Source organism: Erythrobacter sp. S267 (assembly GCF_057365045.1).
In genome coordinates this window covers 1,041,452-1,055,662 of record NZ_CP200298.1, presented here as the reverse complement: position 1 = coordinate 1,055,662, position 14,211 = coordinate 1,041,452, and the positions used below count along the sequence as shown (strand labels likewise).

Sequence of the window (14,211 nt, the reverse complement as noted above, 5' to 3'; positions counted from 1 at the left end):
ATGTCCATGAGAGCGGCAGTTCGGTCAAGGCCTCAATCCTCACCCACAACGCGGTACACCTTGGTCTCACCAATCCCTTTTAGAGTGATCAGCTCTGGTTGGGTGAAATCAACCTCAGAGCACGCGGCGAAATAGGTGCTTTCAGAGACCGCGATACCGTTTGGCTCAGCGATGCTCTCAAGCCGTGCGGCGGTGTTCATCGTGTCGCCCCAATAATCGTAGGCCATGCGGTGCTGGCCGATCACTCCGCCCACAACCGGCCCGGTGTGAACGCCCACGCGCACCTTCACGTCGATCTTGGTCTCTTGCGCATATTGCTCCACCGCATCGATCAAAGCGCGGGCGAAGCGGATCGCGGCGAGCGCATCGTTCGCCGTCGTCGTCGTGCCGCCAGCCACTGCGAGATAGGCATCGCCGATCGTCTTGACCTTCTCCACCCCGGTCCGCTCCGCACACTCATCCGCCAAGCCAAACACACCGTTCAGCATCTTGACGAGGTGCCCCGGCGAAAGTTTGCGCGCCAGTTTTGAGAAACCGACAATGTCGACAAAGACGACGGACACATCGGAGAAACTGTCCGCCACCACCTCGCCCCGGCGTAACCGGTTGGCGACGTCTTCGGGCAGGACATTGAACAACATCTGTTCGGTCTTCGCCCGCTCCTCCTCCAGCTTCATCCAAGCCCGGTAAGAACGCCGCGCGCGCCGGTCGATGTCCCAGTTCACGAAGCAGGCAAAGGTGAAAAAGGTGGTAAAGTTGGTGAAGGAGTAAACGACCGTGACAATGTCGCGGTTGGAGGTCAGCAGGAAGGCGCCATAGGTCAGCAAGAGCACCACCGCCCAGCTAAAGAAATAACGCGTGGTGGCCACAAAGCCCACGCTGGCGAAGACAACCAGGATCCCAAAATTGATGATCCCCATGCCGAACCGGCTGATCTTAGTGATCTCTGACTGAGCGCCCAACGCCTCAATCAACAGCACCATCACCACCGTCATCGCGATGAAGATGACGAGGTCGATCCACGCCTGCTCGATGTAGAAGCGCGTAAAGGTCAGCGCGAAAATGCCGCTCAACACCGCCATGAAGGGGATCGCCGCCATGTTGTAGGCGACCACGCCCTCGGACGGGAAATGCATCGGGTTGAAGCCGATATAGCTGATCAGCGTGACGATCCCGATCCCGGCCAGGAAACGGGTCGCGGGCAGGCGCTCCTCCCGCTCGGAGTTCACATAGGCCTTTTCAACGGCGGGATCGGCGAACTTGGCAAGCAGCTGCACGCATGCCTCCCCTGAATTTCAATGCTTGGCCCTCGGATGATGTTTTAGCGATGGTCGGGTGCGAGAGCCATTGCGAAATTTGGTTTATGCCGTGGGAAAATGCGCGGCCTAACTCAACTCGATGCTTTCGCGTCAATCAACCGCGCGCGTTGGTCGGGGGTGAGGACGGCGCAGGCCTCCTCGGTCTGGCCAAACCACTTGTAACGATTGCGCGCGACGAGGTCGTAGATGGGATCGAGGATCAGGTTCGGGATGATCCGAAAGAGGCGCGGCAAATGCCAGATGCCGCCCATCGCCGCCGCGACCGCGAAGTAGCCGGAGAATTTCACATATGGCCGCCCCTTGTGGATGAAGAGAAAACTCTCATCCCAGTCGATCCCGTAATGCTCGCAAAGCGCCTCCCCCAAAGGCTTTTGCGCCGAGGTGAAGGCAATGCGGCCGCGTTTGTCATGCTTCATAATGAAGCCGACCCCGCCGGAGCACAGCACACAGTGGTGGTCGAAGATGAAGAGCGAGCGGCTCTCGTCGAAGTCCGGGACGTTGGAGTCGTCGCGATAGCTGTAGGGGGCGAACTTCGCGAGGTCGGATTGGGTGTGGTTGAGCTTCATTCGTCGATCCACTCCAGATTGAAGTGCGCAAGCGCCTCGCGCAATTCACGAAGGCTTATGAGACCAACACAAGGCCGCGCGCCGGGTTCCAGAGCCTCTCCCCTTGCCAGCTTCTTGGCGATCACAATGGCGGGCGTGCAGGGAATGTTGGGGCCATGGCCATCGCGCGCAATGATGTAGTGGCGGCGTTCGACCGGCGCTCCATCCTTGTCGTGCCCCTTGATGAACATGTGAAAGCCGCTTTCATCGGACCCCATCCAGTCGAACAGGAAGCTGAGCTTGAGCAATAGGCCCGACATTTTGCTGAGCCGTGGCAGGAGCTTCAGACGCACACCCCAGCTCATCAGCCAGGTGCCAAAATGCAGCGGCAATGTCTCATGCCCAGCGGCAAATCTCTGCGATTTGAGGGTGGGATAGCGCGCAGGGAAGAGGTCAAAATCAGGCACGTCGCAATAGCCAAACCAGCGGCGGCCCAGCTTCGGATAGACCTGTGAATGCTGCCCTTGCCACCCGAAGACGCGGGCCATCGCCCCATCCTTCAGCCGCGTGAACGGCTTGCCGACATAAGACAGAACCGCAGCCGCAGTTCCAATCCCCCGAGCGGTCTGCTGCGCGGTGCTGATCCCGTAATCCGCCTCGGTGATGGTCATCACCTTACTGGCTTCGTCGAGATAGGCTCCAGTCAGGCAGGGAACCGAACTGACGCCCGCAATCGCTGCGACGCCGTGTTGTTTTGCGAGCCCATCGAGCTCGCCAATCTCGCACACAAATTCCCGCGCATCGGCAAGGTCGCAATAATGCGCCCCCGCCTCAATAGCGGCCCGCGCGACGCGGTAATCCTGCCCCTGAAACGGACCGACCGTGTGGATCACAAGGTCAGGCGCGATGTCCTTTAGGCTCGACCCGAGATCATCGATATCGACCAACGCAGCGCTCGCCGGATTGGCCGGATTGAGGCCCGCCGCAAAAGCCTCAGCCTTGAGAAGGTTTCTGCCGCAAATGACCAGCGCGATATTAGGATCAGGCGCGAGGGCGCGCGCGATGTAGCCACCAAAATTGCCATACCCGCCGAGAATTGCGACCCTGAAGGTCATGAGGCGTTGCTGTATGTGTAAGAGGCGTACTCAACGAGGTAGGATTGGGTGTGGTTGGGCATGAAAACTGTCAAAAGCCTGCGATGTCTTTTGAAAATGGATCAGAATCGGCCCTATTGTCTAGCAATCGGGATGGGCAATGGAGGTTGGATAGAACCCATAGAAGCGACTTTATTTCGTCGTATTCAGGTTCAACTAACGCTGCCTTCTGCGCAACAAAGCGCACCCGTGAAAGGATATCAGCTCGTTGTTGATTGAGGTCTCCTGCTAGCATTGCTGCCAATTCGCAGTCAGCCTCGAAAGACGCGCAATAGGATCTGATCTCAGGGAGCCCCCATTCGTAGAGAGCATTGTGAACCGCATGCCAACGACTCTGGTCTTCCGAATATCGGGCATAAAAGTAATCAACCCAAACAAGGGGGTCTCGGAGTTCTTCAATCGTTTCCTGCTCGTATGGCAAGCCAATCAGGTGATGGTAATGCCTGTTAAGCTGATCTTTGAACCTGAAATGTCTTTCTGACAGCCATCTCCGTAGCCGCCTGCGTCTCACTAGGTCAGGATAAACAACAACCACAAGGTTAAACAGCCAAGCCGAAAGCAAGGCAAAGGCGGCGTTAGTGGATAGCTCAGCGGCTCCTCCGCCAACATAACTTAGGGGGGCGAACAAATCCGCAGAAACCCCAACTTGGTAGCCAGAGACGATTGCCAGCCCAGCCAGCGTGCCTTGGGCAATCTTCTCGGTTCCCTCATCGAATAGCGGCATAAATGTAGATCAATACACCCGCGCTTTCGGCTCGATATATCCCGCATCCTCGGTCAGCGTGTAGTCGTGGACGGGGCGGTAATCGATGCGGATGTTTGAACCGCGGCCGCCCCAGCCATCGAACCAGGCGACGGTGTGCTTCATCCACTCAGCGTCATTGCGATCCGGGAAGTCCTCATGCGCGTGCGCGCCGCGGCTTTCCTTGCGGTTGGCGGCCGATGCCATGGTGACATTCGCCTGACTCATCAGATTGTCGAGCTCGAGCGTTTCGATGAGATCGCTGTTCCAGATCAGCGACTGGTCGGTGACGTGAATGTCCTCCATCCGTTTGTTCTGTTCAGCAAGGATCTTGACGCCTTCGTCCATCAGAGCGCTGTCGCGGAAGACGGCGCAGTGTTTCTGCATCGCCTTCTGCATGTCAGAGCGGATGGCTGCGGTGGGGGAACCACCCTGCGCGTAACGGAAGTGGTCCAGACGACCGAGTGCGAAGTCCGCGCTGTCGCTCGGCAATTCGGGCTGTTTCGCGCCAGCGGTCAGCGTCTCTTTCAAGTGCAGACCGGTCGCGCGGCCAAAGACCACGAGGTCAATGAGCGAGTTTGAACCCAGACGGTTCGCGCCGTGGACCGAGACACAGGCCGCTTCGCCCACAGCATAAAGCCCTGGCACAACCGAGTCCGGATCGCCATCCGGGCCGATGGTCACGACTTGGCCGTGATAGTTACATTGGATGCCGCCCATATTGTAATGGACCGTCGGCGTGACGGGCAGAGCCTCTCGCGTCAGATCAACGCCAGCGAAGATCTTGCCGCTCTCGGTGATGCCCGGAAGGCGCTCGGCGAGCACCTTGGGATCGATGTGGTCGAGGTGGAGGTAGATGTGGTCGCCATCCGCACCCACACCGCGCCCTTCGCGCATTTCCAGCGCCATGGAGCGGCTGACAACGTCGCGCGATGCCAAGTCCTTCGCGCTCGGCGCATAGCGCTCCATGAACCGCTCGCCTTCGGAATTGGTGAGATAGCCGCCCTCACCCCGCGCGCCCTCGGTGATGAGCACGCCCGCGCCGTAAATGCCGGTCGGGTGGAACTGGACGAACTCCATGTCTTGCAGCGGAAGACCCGCGCGCAGCACCATGCCGCCGCCATCGCCGGTGCAGGTGTGCGCAGAAGTCGCAGTGTAATAACAACGGCCATAGCCGCCGGTTGCCAGAACCACAGACTGCGCGCGGAACCGGTGGATCGTGCCATCGTCGAGGCACATCGCCATCACACCAACGCAGCGTTTCTCACCATCGACATCGGCCATGATGAGGTCGAGCGCGAAGTACTCGATGAAGAAGTCCGCGTCATATTTCAGGCTCTGTTGATAGAGCGCGTGGAGCATGGCGTGGCCGGTGCGGTCAGCGGCAGCGCAGGTGCGCTGGACGGGAGGGCCCTCGCCCATATTCTGCATGTGACCGCCAAACGGGCGCTGGTAGATCGTGCCGTCTTCATTGCGGCTGAACGGGACACCGGCATGCTCCAGCTCATAAACCGCCTGCGGAGCTTCGCGCACGAGATATTCGATCGCGTCCTGATCGCCGAGCCAGTCCGAACCCTTGACCGTGTCATACATATGCCACTGCCAGTGATCGGGCGAATTGTTGCCCAGGCTCGCCGCGATGCCGCCTTGCGCTGCCACCGTGTGCGAGCGGGTCGGGAAAACCTTGGAGATGTTGGCGGTGCGCAGGCCAGCCTCAGCCGCGCCCGTCGTTGCGCGCAGGCCGGAACCGCCCGCGCCCACCACGACCACGTCATAGGTGTGGTCAATAATCTTGTAAGCGCCGGTCAAACCGTTGGCGCCATTGGCTTCAGTGTTCGCCATCAGGCGGCTCCTGTAAGTGCGAGGCTGGCGGTGCTGAAGAGTGCAAAAGCGCCGCCGCCGAAAACTGCGAGGTTGAGTGCGGTCAGGGCCGCGAATTTGGATCCGGCTTCGTGCACGTAATCCTCAATCAGGACCTGCAAGCCGAGTTTGGCGTGATAGAACACGCAGATGATGAGCAGCATCATCGGAACCGCAGCGATTGGTTTGGCTAACCACGCCGTCACGGTTGCATAGTCGTAGGCCGGAAGCAGCAGGACGCTAACGAAGAACCACGTCATCAGGACCACATTGCCGACCGCCGTGGTGCGCTGAACCAGCCAGTGATGCGCGCCTTCGTGAGCAGAGCCAAGTCCGCGCACTTTGCCGATGGAAGTACCGTTACCCATAGCGCTTACCCTTTACCCAGCAGGATGTAGGCCCACAGAGCCACGGTCAGCGCAATCGCGATCAACGGCGATGCAATCGACCACATGCGGTTGGTGTCGAGCTCATAGCCAGCGCCGATATCAAGGACGAAGTGCCGCAAACCGCTCATCATATGGGTGAAGAAGGCCCATGTCAGGCCGACCATCACGATATAGCCAACGGGCGACTTCGCCGCCCAAAGGAAGGTCTCATACGCCTCCGGACCACTCGCCAGAGCGCCCAGCCACCAGACCAAAACGCCAAGACCCACCAGCGCCATGCCGTCTCCGGTCACGCGGTGGAGGATGGAAACCAGCATGTGCGGTCCCCACCGCCATATCGATAGGTGCGGTGAAAGCGGTCTTTGGCTCATTGTGATCCCATTTGTATTCTTGCCCCGTCGTCTGGGCCCCACATCCACTTAGCGGAACGCTCGCGCGGTGCAAGGCTGGGAAGCTCGACTCTCGGTGCAAAAATTCGCAATAGAGCATTGCATGACATACATTCTTCTCACCGGATCTAGTCGAGGGATCGGCGCGGCGGCCAAGGCGGCTCTGGCGGAGCGCGGCGTGCGCGTGATCGGCCATGCGACCTCAGCCTCCTCAAACGAGGACGGCGACATCCAGATCGCCGCTGATTTCTCCGACCCGATGGCGGCACAAGCACTGTGGGAACAGGCACTTGAGGTGTCGGGCGGAGATATCAGCGCGGTGATCAACAATGCCGGATTGTTCGAGGTAAACCGATTGGAACGCTCCGATATAGAATGGCTAGATGCATGGGAGGACACGCTCCGCATCAACCTTACCGCCGCGGCGCAATTGAGCCGCTTTGCTGTGCAGCATTGGCTGAAGGGATTCTCCGGTGCGGACGGCCTGCGCGGTAGGCTGGTCCATGTCGCGAGCCGTGCGGCCTATCGCGGAGATTCGCCCGCGCACTGGCACTACGCAGCGGCCAAGGGCGGCATGGTGGCGATGCACAAGACCATTGCGCGTGCCTATGCAGCCGAGGGAATCGTGAGTTACGCGATCACGCCCGGCTTTACCGACACGGCCATGGCGGGGGACTATCTGGAAAGCCGGGGCGGAGCCTCACTGCTTGCCGACATTCCGCTTGGACGCGTTGCAACGCCAGAGGAAATCGCCAAAGTCATCGCCTTCTGCGCGCTCGACGCGCCTGCCTCCATGACCGGAGCCGTCATCGACGCCAACGGCGCGAGCTTCGTGCGATGAGCGGAACGAGCTGGAAACTCTCCGCCTTCGCGCCAAAGCGCCGAGTGCAAGCCGCCCTGCTCGCCCATGACGAGCTGGATGAGTGGGACTATGACCTCGTCATATCGGGCCGCGAAGTGGCGGAGGACCGGCCGCAGGATTGGGTGTTGGAGGCATGGTATCCCAGCAAGCCCGCCGAGGCACAAACCTCTGCGCTTGCGAAGCTCTTCGCGGGAAAAGCTCCGAAAATCGAAGTCGAAAAATTGGGCGACGAAGACTGGCTCGCGATCAGCCAGAAAGGGGTGGAGCCAATCCGCGCGGGGCAATTCTATGTCCACACGCCGGAGTTTGAGGCTGAGCCAGACGCGATCAACTTCACTATCCCCGCCGCCCAAGCCTTTGGCACAGGTCAGCACCGCACGACCGCAGGATGCTTGGAAATGCTCGGTGCGATGAAAGAACGCGGTGTGGTCGCGCGCAACATCGCCGATATCGGAACGGGCACTGGACTGCTTGGCTTTGCAGCGATGGCGCTGTGGCCGTCCGCCACGGTGACGGCGTCCGACATCGACGAGGTGTGCGCGCAGGTTGTCGAGGACAATGCGGCGCTCAACGACGTGGAGCTAGGCTCAGGCTCCGGCCAGATGACCATGGTGATCGCCGATGGAATGGACGATCCGCTGCTGGAAGTCCGCGGGCCCTACGACCTGTTGATCGCCAACATTCTAGCAGGGCCCTTGGTCGAGCTTGCCCCCGACTTCGCCGCCTCAGTCAGTCCTGGAGGATCGGTATTGCTGGCCGGTCTGCTCGCCGGAGAGCAAGAGCAGAACGTCCGCCGCGCCTATCGCAAAGCTGGATTCAGACCTGTGGCGCGGCTCGAACGTGGGGATTGGGCGATTCTGTGGTTCCGGCGCAGGGCGGCACGCTAAGGGCTCACAATTCGGCGAGTTTTCGCTCAAGATAAAGCCGCTCAGCGCTCGGCGGATCGAGATCGAGCGCCGCTTCTAGCGCCGCCCGCGCTTCGTCCTTCGCACCAGACAGGCCGAGCAATTCCGCCCGCGCCACATGATAGGGCCGCGCCTTGGCGAGCGTCGCCGGATCAACCTCGTTCAAAGCCTCTAATCCCGCCTCAGCCCCCTGCACCTTCGCCAGCGCCAACGCGCGGTTGAGCGCAACCATTGGCCCGGGTCTCAGCATTAGCAGGGCATCATAAAGCTGGAGGATAGCAGCCCAATCTGTCGCTCCACCAAAGGCCCTGCGTGCATGGGTCAGCTGGATCGCGGCCATCACCTGATAGGGGCCGGTCGCTCCCAACTCAGCCGCTTGGTCGAGCAGCGCCCGCGCCCGCTCAATCATCGCAAAATCCCAGTGGCCCGCGTCCTGCTGGGAAAGCGGCACCATCGCGCCATCCTCATCCAACCGAGCCTCAGCCCGCGACCGCGCCAGCAGCACCATCGCTGCCAGTCCCAGCGCCTCTGGCTCCTGAGGGAGAAGCTCTGCGACCATGCTAGCAAGCCGCGCAACCTCGTCACCCAGCGCGCCGTCATCGACCTGCGTCCGCTCTCCGGCCGCGTCCTGATAGGCCGCCGTGTAAGCCAGCTCGAGCGTCAACAGCACCGCATCAAGCCGCTCGCCCCAATGTTTGCGCGGCGGCAATTCAAAGCCGATCCCCGCTTCCGCCACCTTCTTCTTGGCACGCGTGATGCGTTGGAACATGGTCGGCTCACTGGTCAGGAAGACCCGCGCAATCTCTGCCACGGGCAGCCCGCAAATGACCTTGAGCGCCAGCGCTACGCGCGCCTCCAGCGCAATTGCCGGATGACAACAGATGAAGATCAGCCGCAGCCGCTCATCCGCAATCGGTTCAGGGAGTTCGATTACTTCGCCCATATCGCTCACCTGCGCAGCACCCTCGCTTGCCCGAGCTTCGGCCTGGCGTTTGCGGATTGCGTCCACCGCTTGCCTTTTGCCTGCAACCGTCAGCCAGCCCGCGACATTGCGCGGCGGCTCATCGAGCCCAAGACACTTCGCAGCAGCCTCCGCAAAGGCATCCTCCGCCAGATCGAGATCGCGCAAATGCACGGCCAGAGCGGCAACCACCCGTGGCCGTGCATCCGCGATTTCGCGAGCGAGAGCGCCCTGCCCCTTCATCGTTCCAATCCGCTCACATTTCCTCGTCAGGCCAGACGGGGCGAATTTCAATCGCGCCATTGCCGGGGATCGGTATCATCCGCGCCCATTCGACGGCTGTGTCGAGATCGGGAGCGTCAACGATGTAGTAGCCGCCCAGCTCTTCGTGAGTTTCGGCAAATGGGCCGTCATGCAGGCCTGCCTCTTTGCCGCCTTCAAAGCGCAACGTGGTGGCGGTGTTGGCCTCACGCAGTCGGTTGCCCGACCATTCGACGCCAGCCTCGGTCAGCTTTTCGATAAGCTTCATGTGACCGGCCAGCGTGGCTTCCATCACTTGAGCCGCGTCTTCACCGGAATAGGCATCTTCACTTTCATTGATCAGCAGCATGTATTGCATGGGTTCTCTTCCTCAATGGCCGCGCCACAATGGCGAGGCTCTGACAAGAAGACGAAGCGGGCAAGACGGATTCGACAGGTGGCGCAAAAAAAATCTTGCGCTTCTTCTGTCCAAGCGCCTCGAAACTAACCGAATGTTTTCGCTTTCGCGCTATTAGCGCAGTCCATGTCCGAGCCGATCTTCCACATCAGCTATACCGCCGCCTTTGTGCTGGCGCTGGTCCCGCTTGTCTGGGGTGAGCTGAGGTACAACCGCATTTCCAACACCGGCAATATGCTGCTGTTGATCGTTGGATGCCTGTCCAACGGCGCCGGGTTGTGGCTCGGCATCTTCGAGTTCTCCCAGACCGAGGCCGTGTTCGACGGATTGTGTGCCTTTGCCCTGGTCGCCTGCTTCTTCATGGGCGTGATGAATGGCGGAGGCAGCAAGTTCCTTGTCGCGCTGCTGCCGTGGCTCGACATTGGCGGCTTTCTGATCATCCTGACGTTCGGGATGGCGCTGCTCGCCGCTTACATGGGGCTGTTCAAACGCGAGTCCGCCGTGCTCACACCCGTCTTTGCAGTGCTTACGGTGTGGTGGGTGTCCTACCCCGTCTGGTCCGCCTGAAGGCCCGCCTCCAGCAGATCGAGCGCATTGCGGGTGAAATCGCCCATATTGGCAATCCGGTCATCGCTGCCGGTGTTGAGTTGCCGAGTAAACTCGCCATCCGGACCTGCAAGCGCAGCCACGCTCTGCCCAGCAGGAGCGCCAGTGGGATGCTTCGAAGCCCCGACAGAGCCGCTCTCCGCCAGCCCCCAATCTGCCTGGAAATTATCCCGTATCGCACGCGCTTGAAGCAGGGCATATTCCTCACTTGCCCCGCGCATGCCTTTATACGCCTCTCGCGGGAGGTCGAACAACACATCTCGCGCGCGGAAAGAATAGACCACCCCTCCCCCCACAAAGAAATCGAGCGCGCCGGGTACGGTCAGAAGGCTCGCCGCAATCAAGCCGCCCGTCGCACCATCCGCCACCGCCACCTTCTCACCCCGAACGCGGAGAAGCTCGGCAATGCGAAGCGCTTGAGGGTGGAGTTCGTGGAGGAGGAGGTTCATGAGCTTAGCGAGGCGTGTCCGGGGCCCAGTCGCCCGAATCATCCACCCGAGGAGCGGACGGCGCGTCGTTCAGCATCGTGTCAAAGTCGGGGTTGGCTTCGGCCTCACAAGCGCGCCTTGCCGCTTCGATGGCGCGGGCATTTTCAGCGGCTATCGCGCGGTCAGCCTGCTGGAAGCGATCAACCGAAAGCCTTGCGGTGCTGTAGTCGCTGCCAAAGCCGACCAACGTCTTGCCAGTCCTATCGCGCAGGATTTGCTCCAGACTGCCCAGCCCGGATTTCTGCTCGCAGTAGAAGTGGCCGGAGGTGCAAGAGCAACCGCCCGAGCTACCGCGATCACGAGTCCCGATGCGCGAATTCGAGCGATAGACCGGGACGTCTGCGTCGCCCATCACGCGACTGGCCGGAGCGTAAGACCCGATCACATAGGCTGAAACACCGCCGGGCGCGTCGACGCTCCAGTCGATCCCTTCATAGGAATCAAGCCAAACCACCACCGGCTCCTTGAAGCGCGGCAGGGAGACCTCGACACTCGTGTCCTGATTGTCGCTTTCGTAAAGCGACACATAAACGATGTCCGAGCCACCGATCCGCGCGAGACGACTGCGCAGCTCGTCATCAGAGAGCGGCGGCTCTTGCTCGTCGGCGATGGTGACCTTGTATTCGGTGGTGTGCCAGTTGTTGATGTATTCGACTTCGATCAGATGTTTGCCGGATGAGAAGTAGTGCGTGATCTCTCCCCGGTTTCGCCCGTTCTGAGCGGGATAAACCTGCTTACCATCGATGAAGATACGGGACTGGGCGCGCCCTTCGTTGATTCCAATAGTGCGATTGCCGCCTTCCTCATAGTGAACCTGACCGATCCAATAGGCTGCGAATTGCTCTGAGCGAATGTTGTGCAGGTCGCTCCACGCATATTTCACCGCAATGCTATCGACCTCTTCGATGTGGAACTTTGGCGAGGATTGCGAGCGGTTGAAATAAGCTACCAGAAAGCCACGATCAGGGATTTTCCCGTCGGTGAGGATCTTATCCGCCCAAGTGCTACGCGGCTCTACCGGTGGTGCGACATAGGCTGTCGGGCCGGAGCGGTCGAAAATGTCGGTCGCGGCAAGCCCATCCGAACAGGCGGTTGTGGCAAGAGCCGCCGCGGCGGCGCAGATCAGGCTGAGCAGTGTACGCATGGTGCGATCCCCTTTCGTAATGCCCCTGCCATAAGCCCGAAACGTTAAGGTTCTTAGCGGTTTGGCTTACCCCGCCGCCTCTACAATCGCGGCCCAGCCTGCTTCGTCGACCACCTTAATCCCTAGGCTCTCGGCCTTCTTGAGCTTCGATCCAGCGCCCGGCCCTGCAACCAGCAGGTCAGTCTTGGCGCTGACGCTGCCTGCTGCTTTCGCGCCCAGGCGTTCCGCCTGGGCTTTGGCTTCGTCGCGGCTCATGGTTTCGAGCTTGCCGGTGAAGACCACCGTCTTGCCCGCGACGGGGCTGTCGAGGGATTTCGACTTCGTAGCGCGGAGGGGAAACTTGGGAGAGCATGTCTTCCCAGACGCGCACATTGTGCTCTTCGTGGAAGAAGTCAGCTAACGAGTCCGCAACGGTCGCACCAAAGCCATCAGAAACACCAAAAATGTCTTTAGCGGCAGTATCCATTCGTGTCTTGAACGGTGACGGCCTCTCATCAGGTTCTCGAGGATACTCATCGCGGTAAGCATAGTAATCTTCCGCTGCGAAACGGAGCATGTCGATGTCTCCGATTGCCTTCATCAGATCGCGTGAAGTCGTCTCCCCCACATGCCGGATGCCCAGCCCGAACAGCAGCCGCGCCGCATCCGGTTCACGCTTCGCCTCAACCGCGGCGAGGAGGTTGTCGACCGACTTCTCCTTCCAGCCATCAAGCGCGAGAATATCCTCGCGCCGGTCCTTTAGGCGGAAGATGTCAGCCGGGCTCTCCAGCCACTCCTTCTCGAAGAATTGCGCGATGGTTTTGCTCCCGAAGCCTTCGATGTCGAGCGCTTTGCGGCTGACAAAGTGCTCGAGCCGCTGTGTCCGTTGAGCACCGCAGATGAGGCCGCCGGTGCAGCGGACATCAACGTCTTGATCCTCGGCCACGGCCTCGCTGTCGCAGACCGGGCAGCGGTCCGGGAAGATGAAGGGTTCGCGCTCCTCATCGCGGGTGAGATTTTCGACAACCTGCGGGATCACATCGCCTGCGCGCTGGATCACGACACGGTCGCCCGGACGCACGGCCAAACGCTCGATCTCATCCCGGTTGTGGAGCGTCACATTGGTGACGGTCACCCCGCCGACCAGCACTGGCGCGAGCCTGCCCACAGGCGTCAGCTTGCCGGTTCGCCCGACCTGAATGTCGATCGCTTCGAGCGTCGTCTGCGCTTTCTCTGCCGGGAATTTGTGCGCGAGCGCCCAGCGCGGAGCCTTGGACACAAAGCCGAGGCGATGCTGATAATCGAGCCGGTCGACCTTGTAGACGACCCCGTCAATCTCATAGCCCAAGCTCGGGCGCTGCCGTCCGATCTCCTCGTAGTGTGCGATCATTGCATCGACGCTGTCGGTGACGGTGAGGAACGGCGAGAGCGGGAAGCCCCAGCTCTCAATCATGCGCATCATTTCGTGCTGCGTCGCGCAAGGAACCTCGGAAGCCGCGCCCCAGCCATAGGCCCAGAATTTGAGCGGGCGCTTGGCCGTCATACTCGCATCCTTCTGCCGCAAGGACCCCGCCGCCGCGTTGCGCGGATTGGCGAAGAGCTTGCCGCCCGCCTCCTCCTGCGCCACATTGAGTGCCGCAAAGTCGGCGCGCGACATGTAGACCTCGCCCCGCACTTCAAAGACGGGAGGACACCCGGCTGGTAAAGCCTGGGGGATGTCGAAGATGTGGGCGACATTGGCCGTCACATCCTCGCCCACTTGCCCGTCGCCGCGCGTGGCTGCCCGGACCAGCTGGCCGTTCACGTAACGAAGCGAGCAGGATAGGCCGTCAATCTTGTCCTCAGCAGTGATCGCCATCGGATCGTCTTCGGAAAGGTTCAGATAGCGCCGTATGCGCGCCACCCAATCCTCGACTTCCTCACGGTTGAAACCATTGTCGAGGCTCATCATCCGAACTTCGTGCGTGACTTTGGAGAGCGGTGAGGACGCGACCTGATGGCCTACCTTTTTGGACGGACTGTCATCGCGGATCAGATGCGGAAACGCCTCTTCCAGCTCGCGGTTGCGGCGGACCAGCGCGTCATATTCCTGGTCGGTGATCTCAGGGTCGTCTTGCGCGTGATAGAGCTTGTCGTGATGCGCGATTTGCTTGGCAAGGCGCATCAATTCATTGGCGGCGTCTGCTTCGGTCGTGGTCGTCATGCGCCCC

The 14,211-nt window shown here is 60.6% G+C and carries 16 protein-coding genes; 3 read left to right on the top strand and 13 right to left on the bottom strand.

What is annotated here, in order from left to right; genetic code table 11:
- Positions 1 to 32: 32 nt before the first annotated feature.
- From AC0V6X_RS04870 to sdhC, 7 genes are all read right to left on the bottom strand, one after another.
- The gene (locus AC0V6X_RS04870) at positions 33 to 1,277 is read right to left on the bottom strand and encodes an adenylate/guanylate cyclase domain-containing protein (protein WP_486183460.1); all 1,245 of its coding nucleotides are present in this window, start codon (positions 1,275 to 1,277) and stop codon (positions 33 to 35) included.
- 113 nt (positions 1,278 to 1,390) lie between these two features.
- A complete protein-coding gene (locus AC0V6X_RS04865; RefSeq protein WP_486183459.1) occupies positions 1,391 to 1,885 on the bottom strand; it encodes a thiol-disulfide oxidoreductase DCC family protein in 495 nt (164 codons plus the stop codon).
- The gene (locus tag AC0V6X_RS04860; RefSeq protein ID WP_486183458.1) at positions 1,882 to 2,979 is read right to left on the bottom strand and encodes a saccharopine dehydrogenase family protein; all 1,098 of its coding nucleotides are present in this window, start codon (positions 2,977 to 2,979) and stop codon (positions 1,882 to 1,884) included. The genes AC0V6X_RS04865 and AC0V6X_RS04860 overlap by 4 nt, the downstream gene beginning before the upstream one ends.
- Before the next feature lie 70 nt (positions 2,980 to 3,049).
- The gene (locus AC0V6X_RS04855) at positions 3,050 to 3,742 is read right to left on the bottom strand and encodes a hypothetical protein (RefSeq protein WP_486183457.1); all 693 of its coding nucleotides are present in this window, start codon (positions 3,740 to 3,742) and stop codon (positions 3,050 to 3,052) included.
- A 9-nt stretch (positions 3,743 to 3,751) separates the two neighbouring features.
- Positions 3,752 to 5,569, bottom strand: coding sequence for a succinate dehydrogenase flavoprotein subunit (sdhA, locus tag AC0V6X_RS04850; RefSeq protein ID WP_486185515.1), 1,818 nt, complete (start codon positions 5,567 to 5,569; stop codon positions 3,752 to 3,754).
- A 32-nt stretch (positions 5,570 to 5,601) separates the two neighbouring features.
- A complete protein-coding gene (gene sdhD, locus AC0V6X_RS04845) occupies positions 5,602 to 5,988 on the bottom strand; it encodes a succinate dehydrogenase, hydrophobic membrane anchor protein (RefSeq protein WP_486183456.1) in 387 nt (128 codons plus the stop codon).
- 5 nt (positions 5,989 to 5,993) lie between these two features.
- Positions 5,994 to 6,380 (bottom strand): succinate dehydrogenase, cytochrome b556 subunit, encoded by a 387-nt coding sequence (gene sdhC, locus AC0V6X_RS04840; RefSeq protein ID WP_486183455.1) that lies wholly within the window; start codon positions 6,378 to 6,380, stop codon positions 5,994 to 5,996.
- Between the two features lie 121 nt (positions 6,381 to 6,501).
- On the opposite strand from sdhC, the gene AC0V6X_RS04835 reads away from it, so the two are divergent.
- A complete protein-coding gene (locus AC0V6X_RS04835) occupies positions 6,502 to 7,239 on the top strand; it encodes an SDR family NAD(P)-dependent oxidoreductase (protein ID WP_486183454.1) in 738 nt (245 codons plus the stop codon).
- Positions 7,236 to 8,147 carry a 50S ribosomal protein L11 methyltransferase gene (locus tag AC0V6X_RS04830; protein ID WP_486183453.1) on the top strand — a complete coding sequence of 304 codons (912 nt, stop codon included), beginning with the start codon at positions 7,236 to 7,238 and terminating at the stop codon, positions 8,145 to 8,147. The genes AC0V6X_RS04835 and AC0V6X_RS04830 overlap by 4 nt, the downstream gene beginning before the upstream one ends.
- Positions 8,148 to 8,151: 4 nt before the next feature.
- Here the strand turns inward: AC0V6X_RS04830 and AC0V6X_RS04825 are convergent, their stop codons facing one another.
- Together AC0V6X_RS04825 and AC0V6X_RS04820 are read right to left on the bottom strand one after the other, a co-directional pair.
- Positions 8,152 to 9,369 (bottom strand): RNA polymerase sigma factor, encoded by a 1,218-nt coding sequence (locus AC0V6X_RS04825; protein ID WP_486183452.1) that lies wholly within the window; start codon positions 9,367 to 9,369, stop codon positions 8,152 to 8,154.
- A gap of 13 nt (positions 9,370 to 9,382) precedes the next feature.
- Positions 9,383 to 9,745, bottom strand: coding sequence for a YciI family protein (locus tag AC0V6X_RS04820; RefSeq protein ID WP_486183451.1), 363 nt, complete (start codon positions 9,743 to 9,745; stop codon positions 9,383 to 9,385).
- A 165-nt stretch (positions 9,746 to 9,910) separates the two neighbouring features.
- Between AC0V6X_RS04820 and AC0V6X_RS04815 the strand changes: the two genes are divergently transcribed.
- Positions 9,911 to 10,351 carry a hypothetical protein gene (locus AC0V6X_RS04815; protein ID WP_486183450.1) on the top strand — a complete coding sequence of 147 codons (441 nt, stop codon included), beginning with the start codon at positions 9,911 to 9,913 and terminating at the stop codon, positions 10,349 to 10,351.
- On the opposite strand, the gene AC0V6X_RS04810 is transcribed toward AC0V6X_RS04815, so the two are convergent.
- From AC0V6X_RS04810 to ligA, 4 genes are all read right to left on the bottom strand, one after another.
- Complete coding sequence (locus AC0V6X_RS04810) at positions 10,330 to 10,839, bottom strand: CinA family protein (protein ID WP_486183449.1); 510 nt, start codon at positions 10,837 to 10,839, stop codon at positions 10,330 to 10,332. The genes AC0V6X_RS04815 and AC0V6X_RS04810 overlap by 22 nt on opposite strands.
- A 4-nt stretch (positions 10,840 to 10,843) precedes the next feature.
- Complete coding sequence (locus tag AC0V6X_RS04805; RefSeq protein ID WP_486183448.1) at positions 10,844 to 12,022, bottom strand: hypothetical protein; 1,179 nt, start codon at positions 12,020 to 12,022, stop codon at positions 10,844 to 10,846.
- Positions 12,023 to 12,088: 66 nt separating this feature from the next.
- The gene (locus AC0V6X_RS04800) at positions 12,089 to 12,277 is read right to left on the bottom strand and encodes a BRCT domain-containing protein (RefSeq protein WP_486183447.1); all 189 of its coding nucleotides are present in this window, start codon (positions 12,275 to 12,277) and stop codon (positions 12,089 to 12,091) included.
- Positions 12,201 to 14,204, bottom strand: a complete 2,004-nt coding sequence (gene ligA, locus AC0V6X_RS04795; RefSeq protein WP_486183446.1) for an NAD-dependent DNA ligase LigA — start codon at positions 14,202 to 14,204, stop codon at positions 12,201 to 12,203. The genes AC0V6X_RS04800 and ligA overlap by 77 nt, the downstream gene beginning before the upstream one ends.
- Between the last annotated feature and the right edge of the window lie 7 nt (positions 14,205 to 14,211).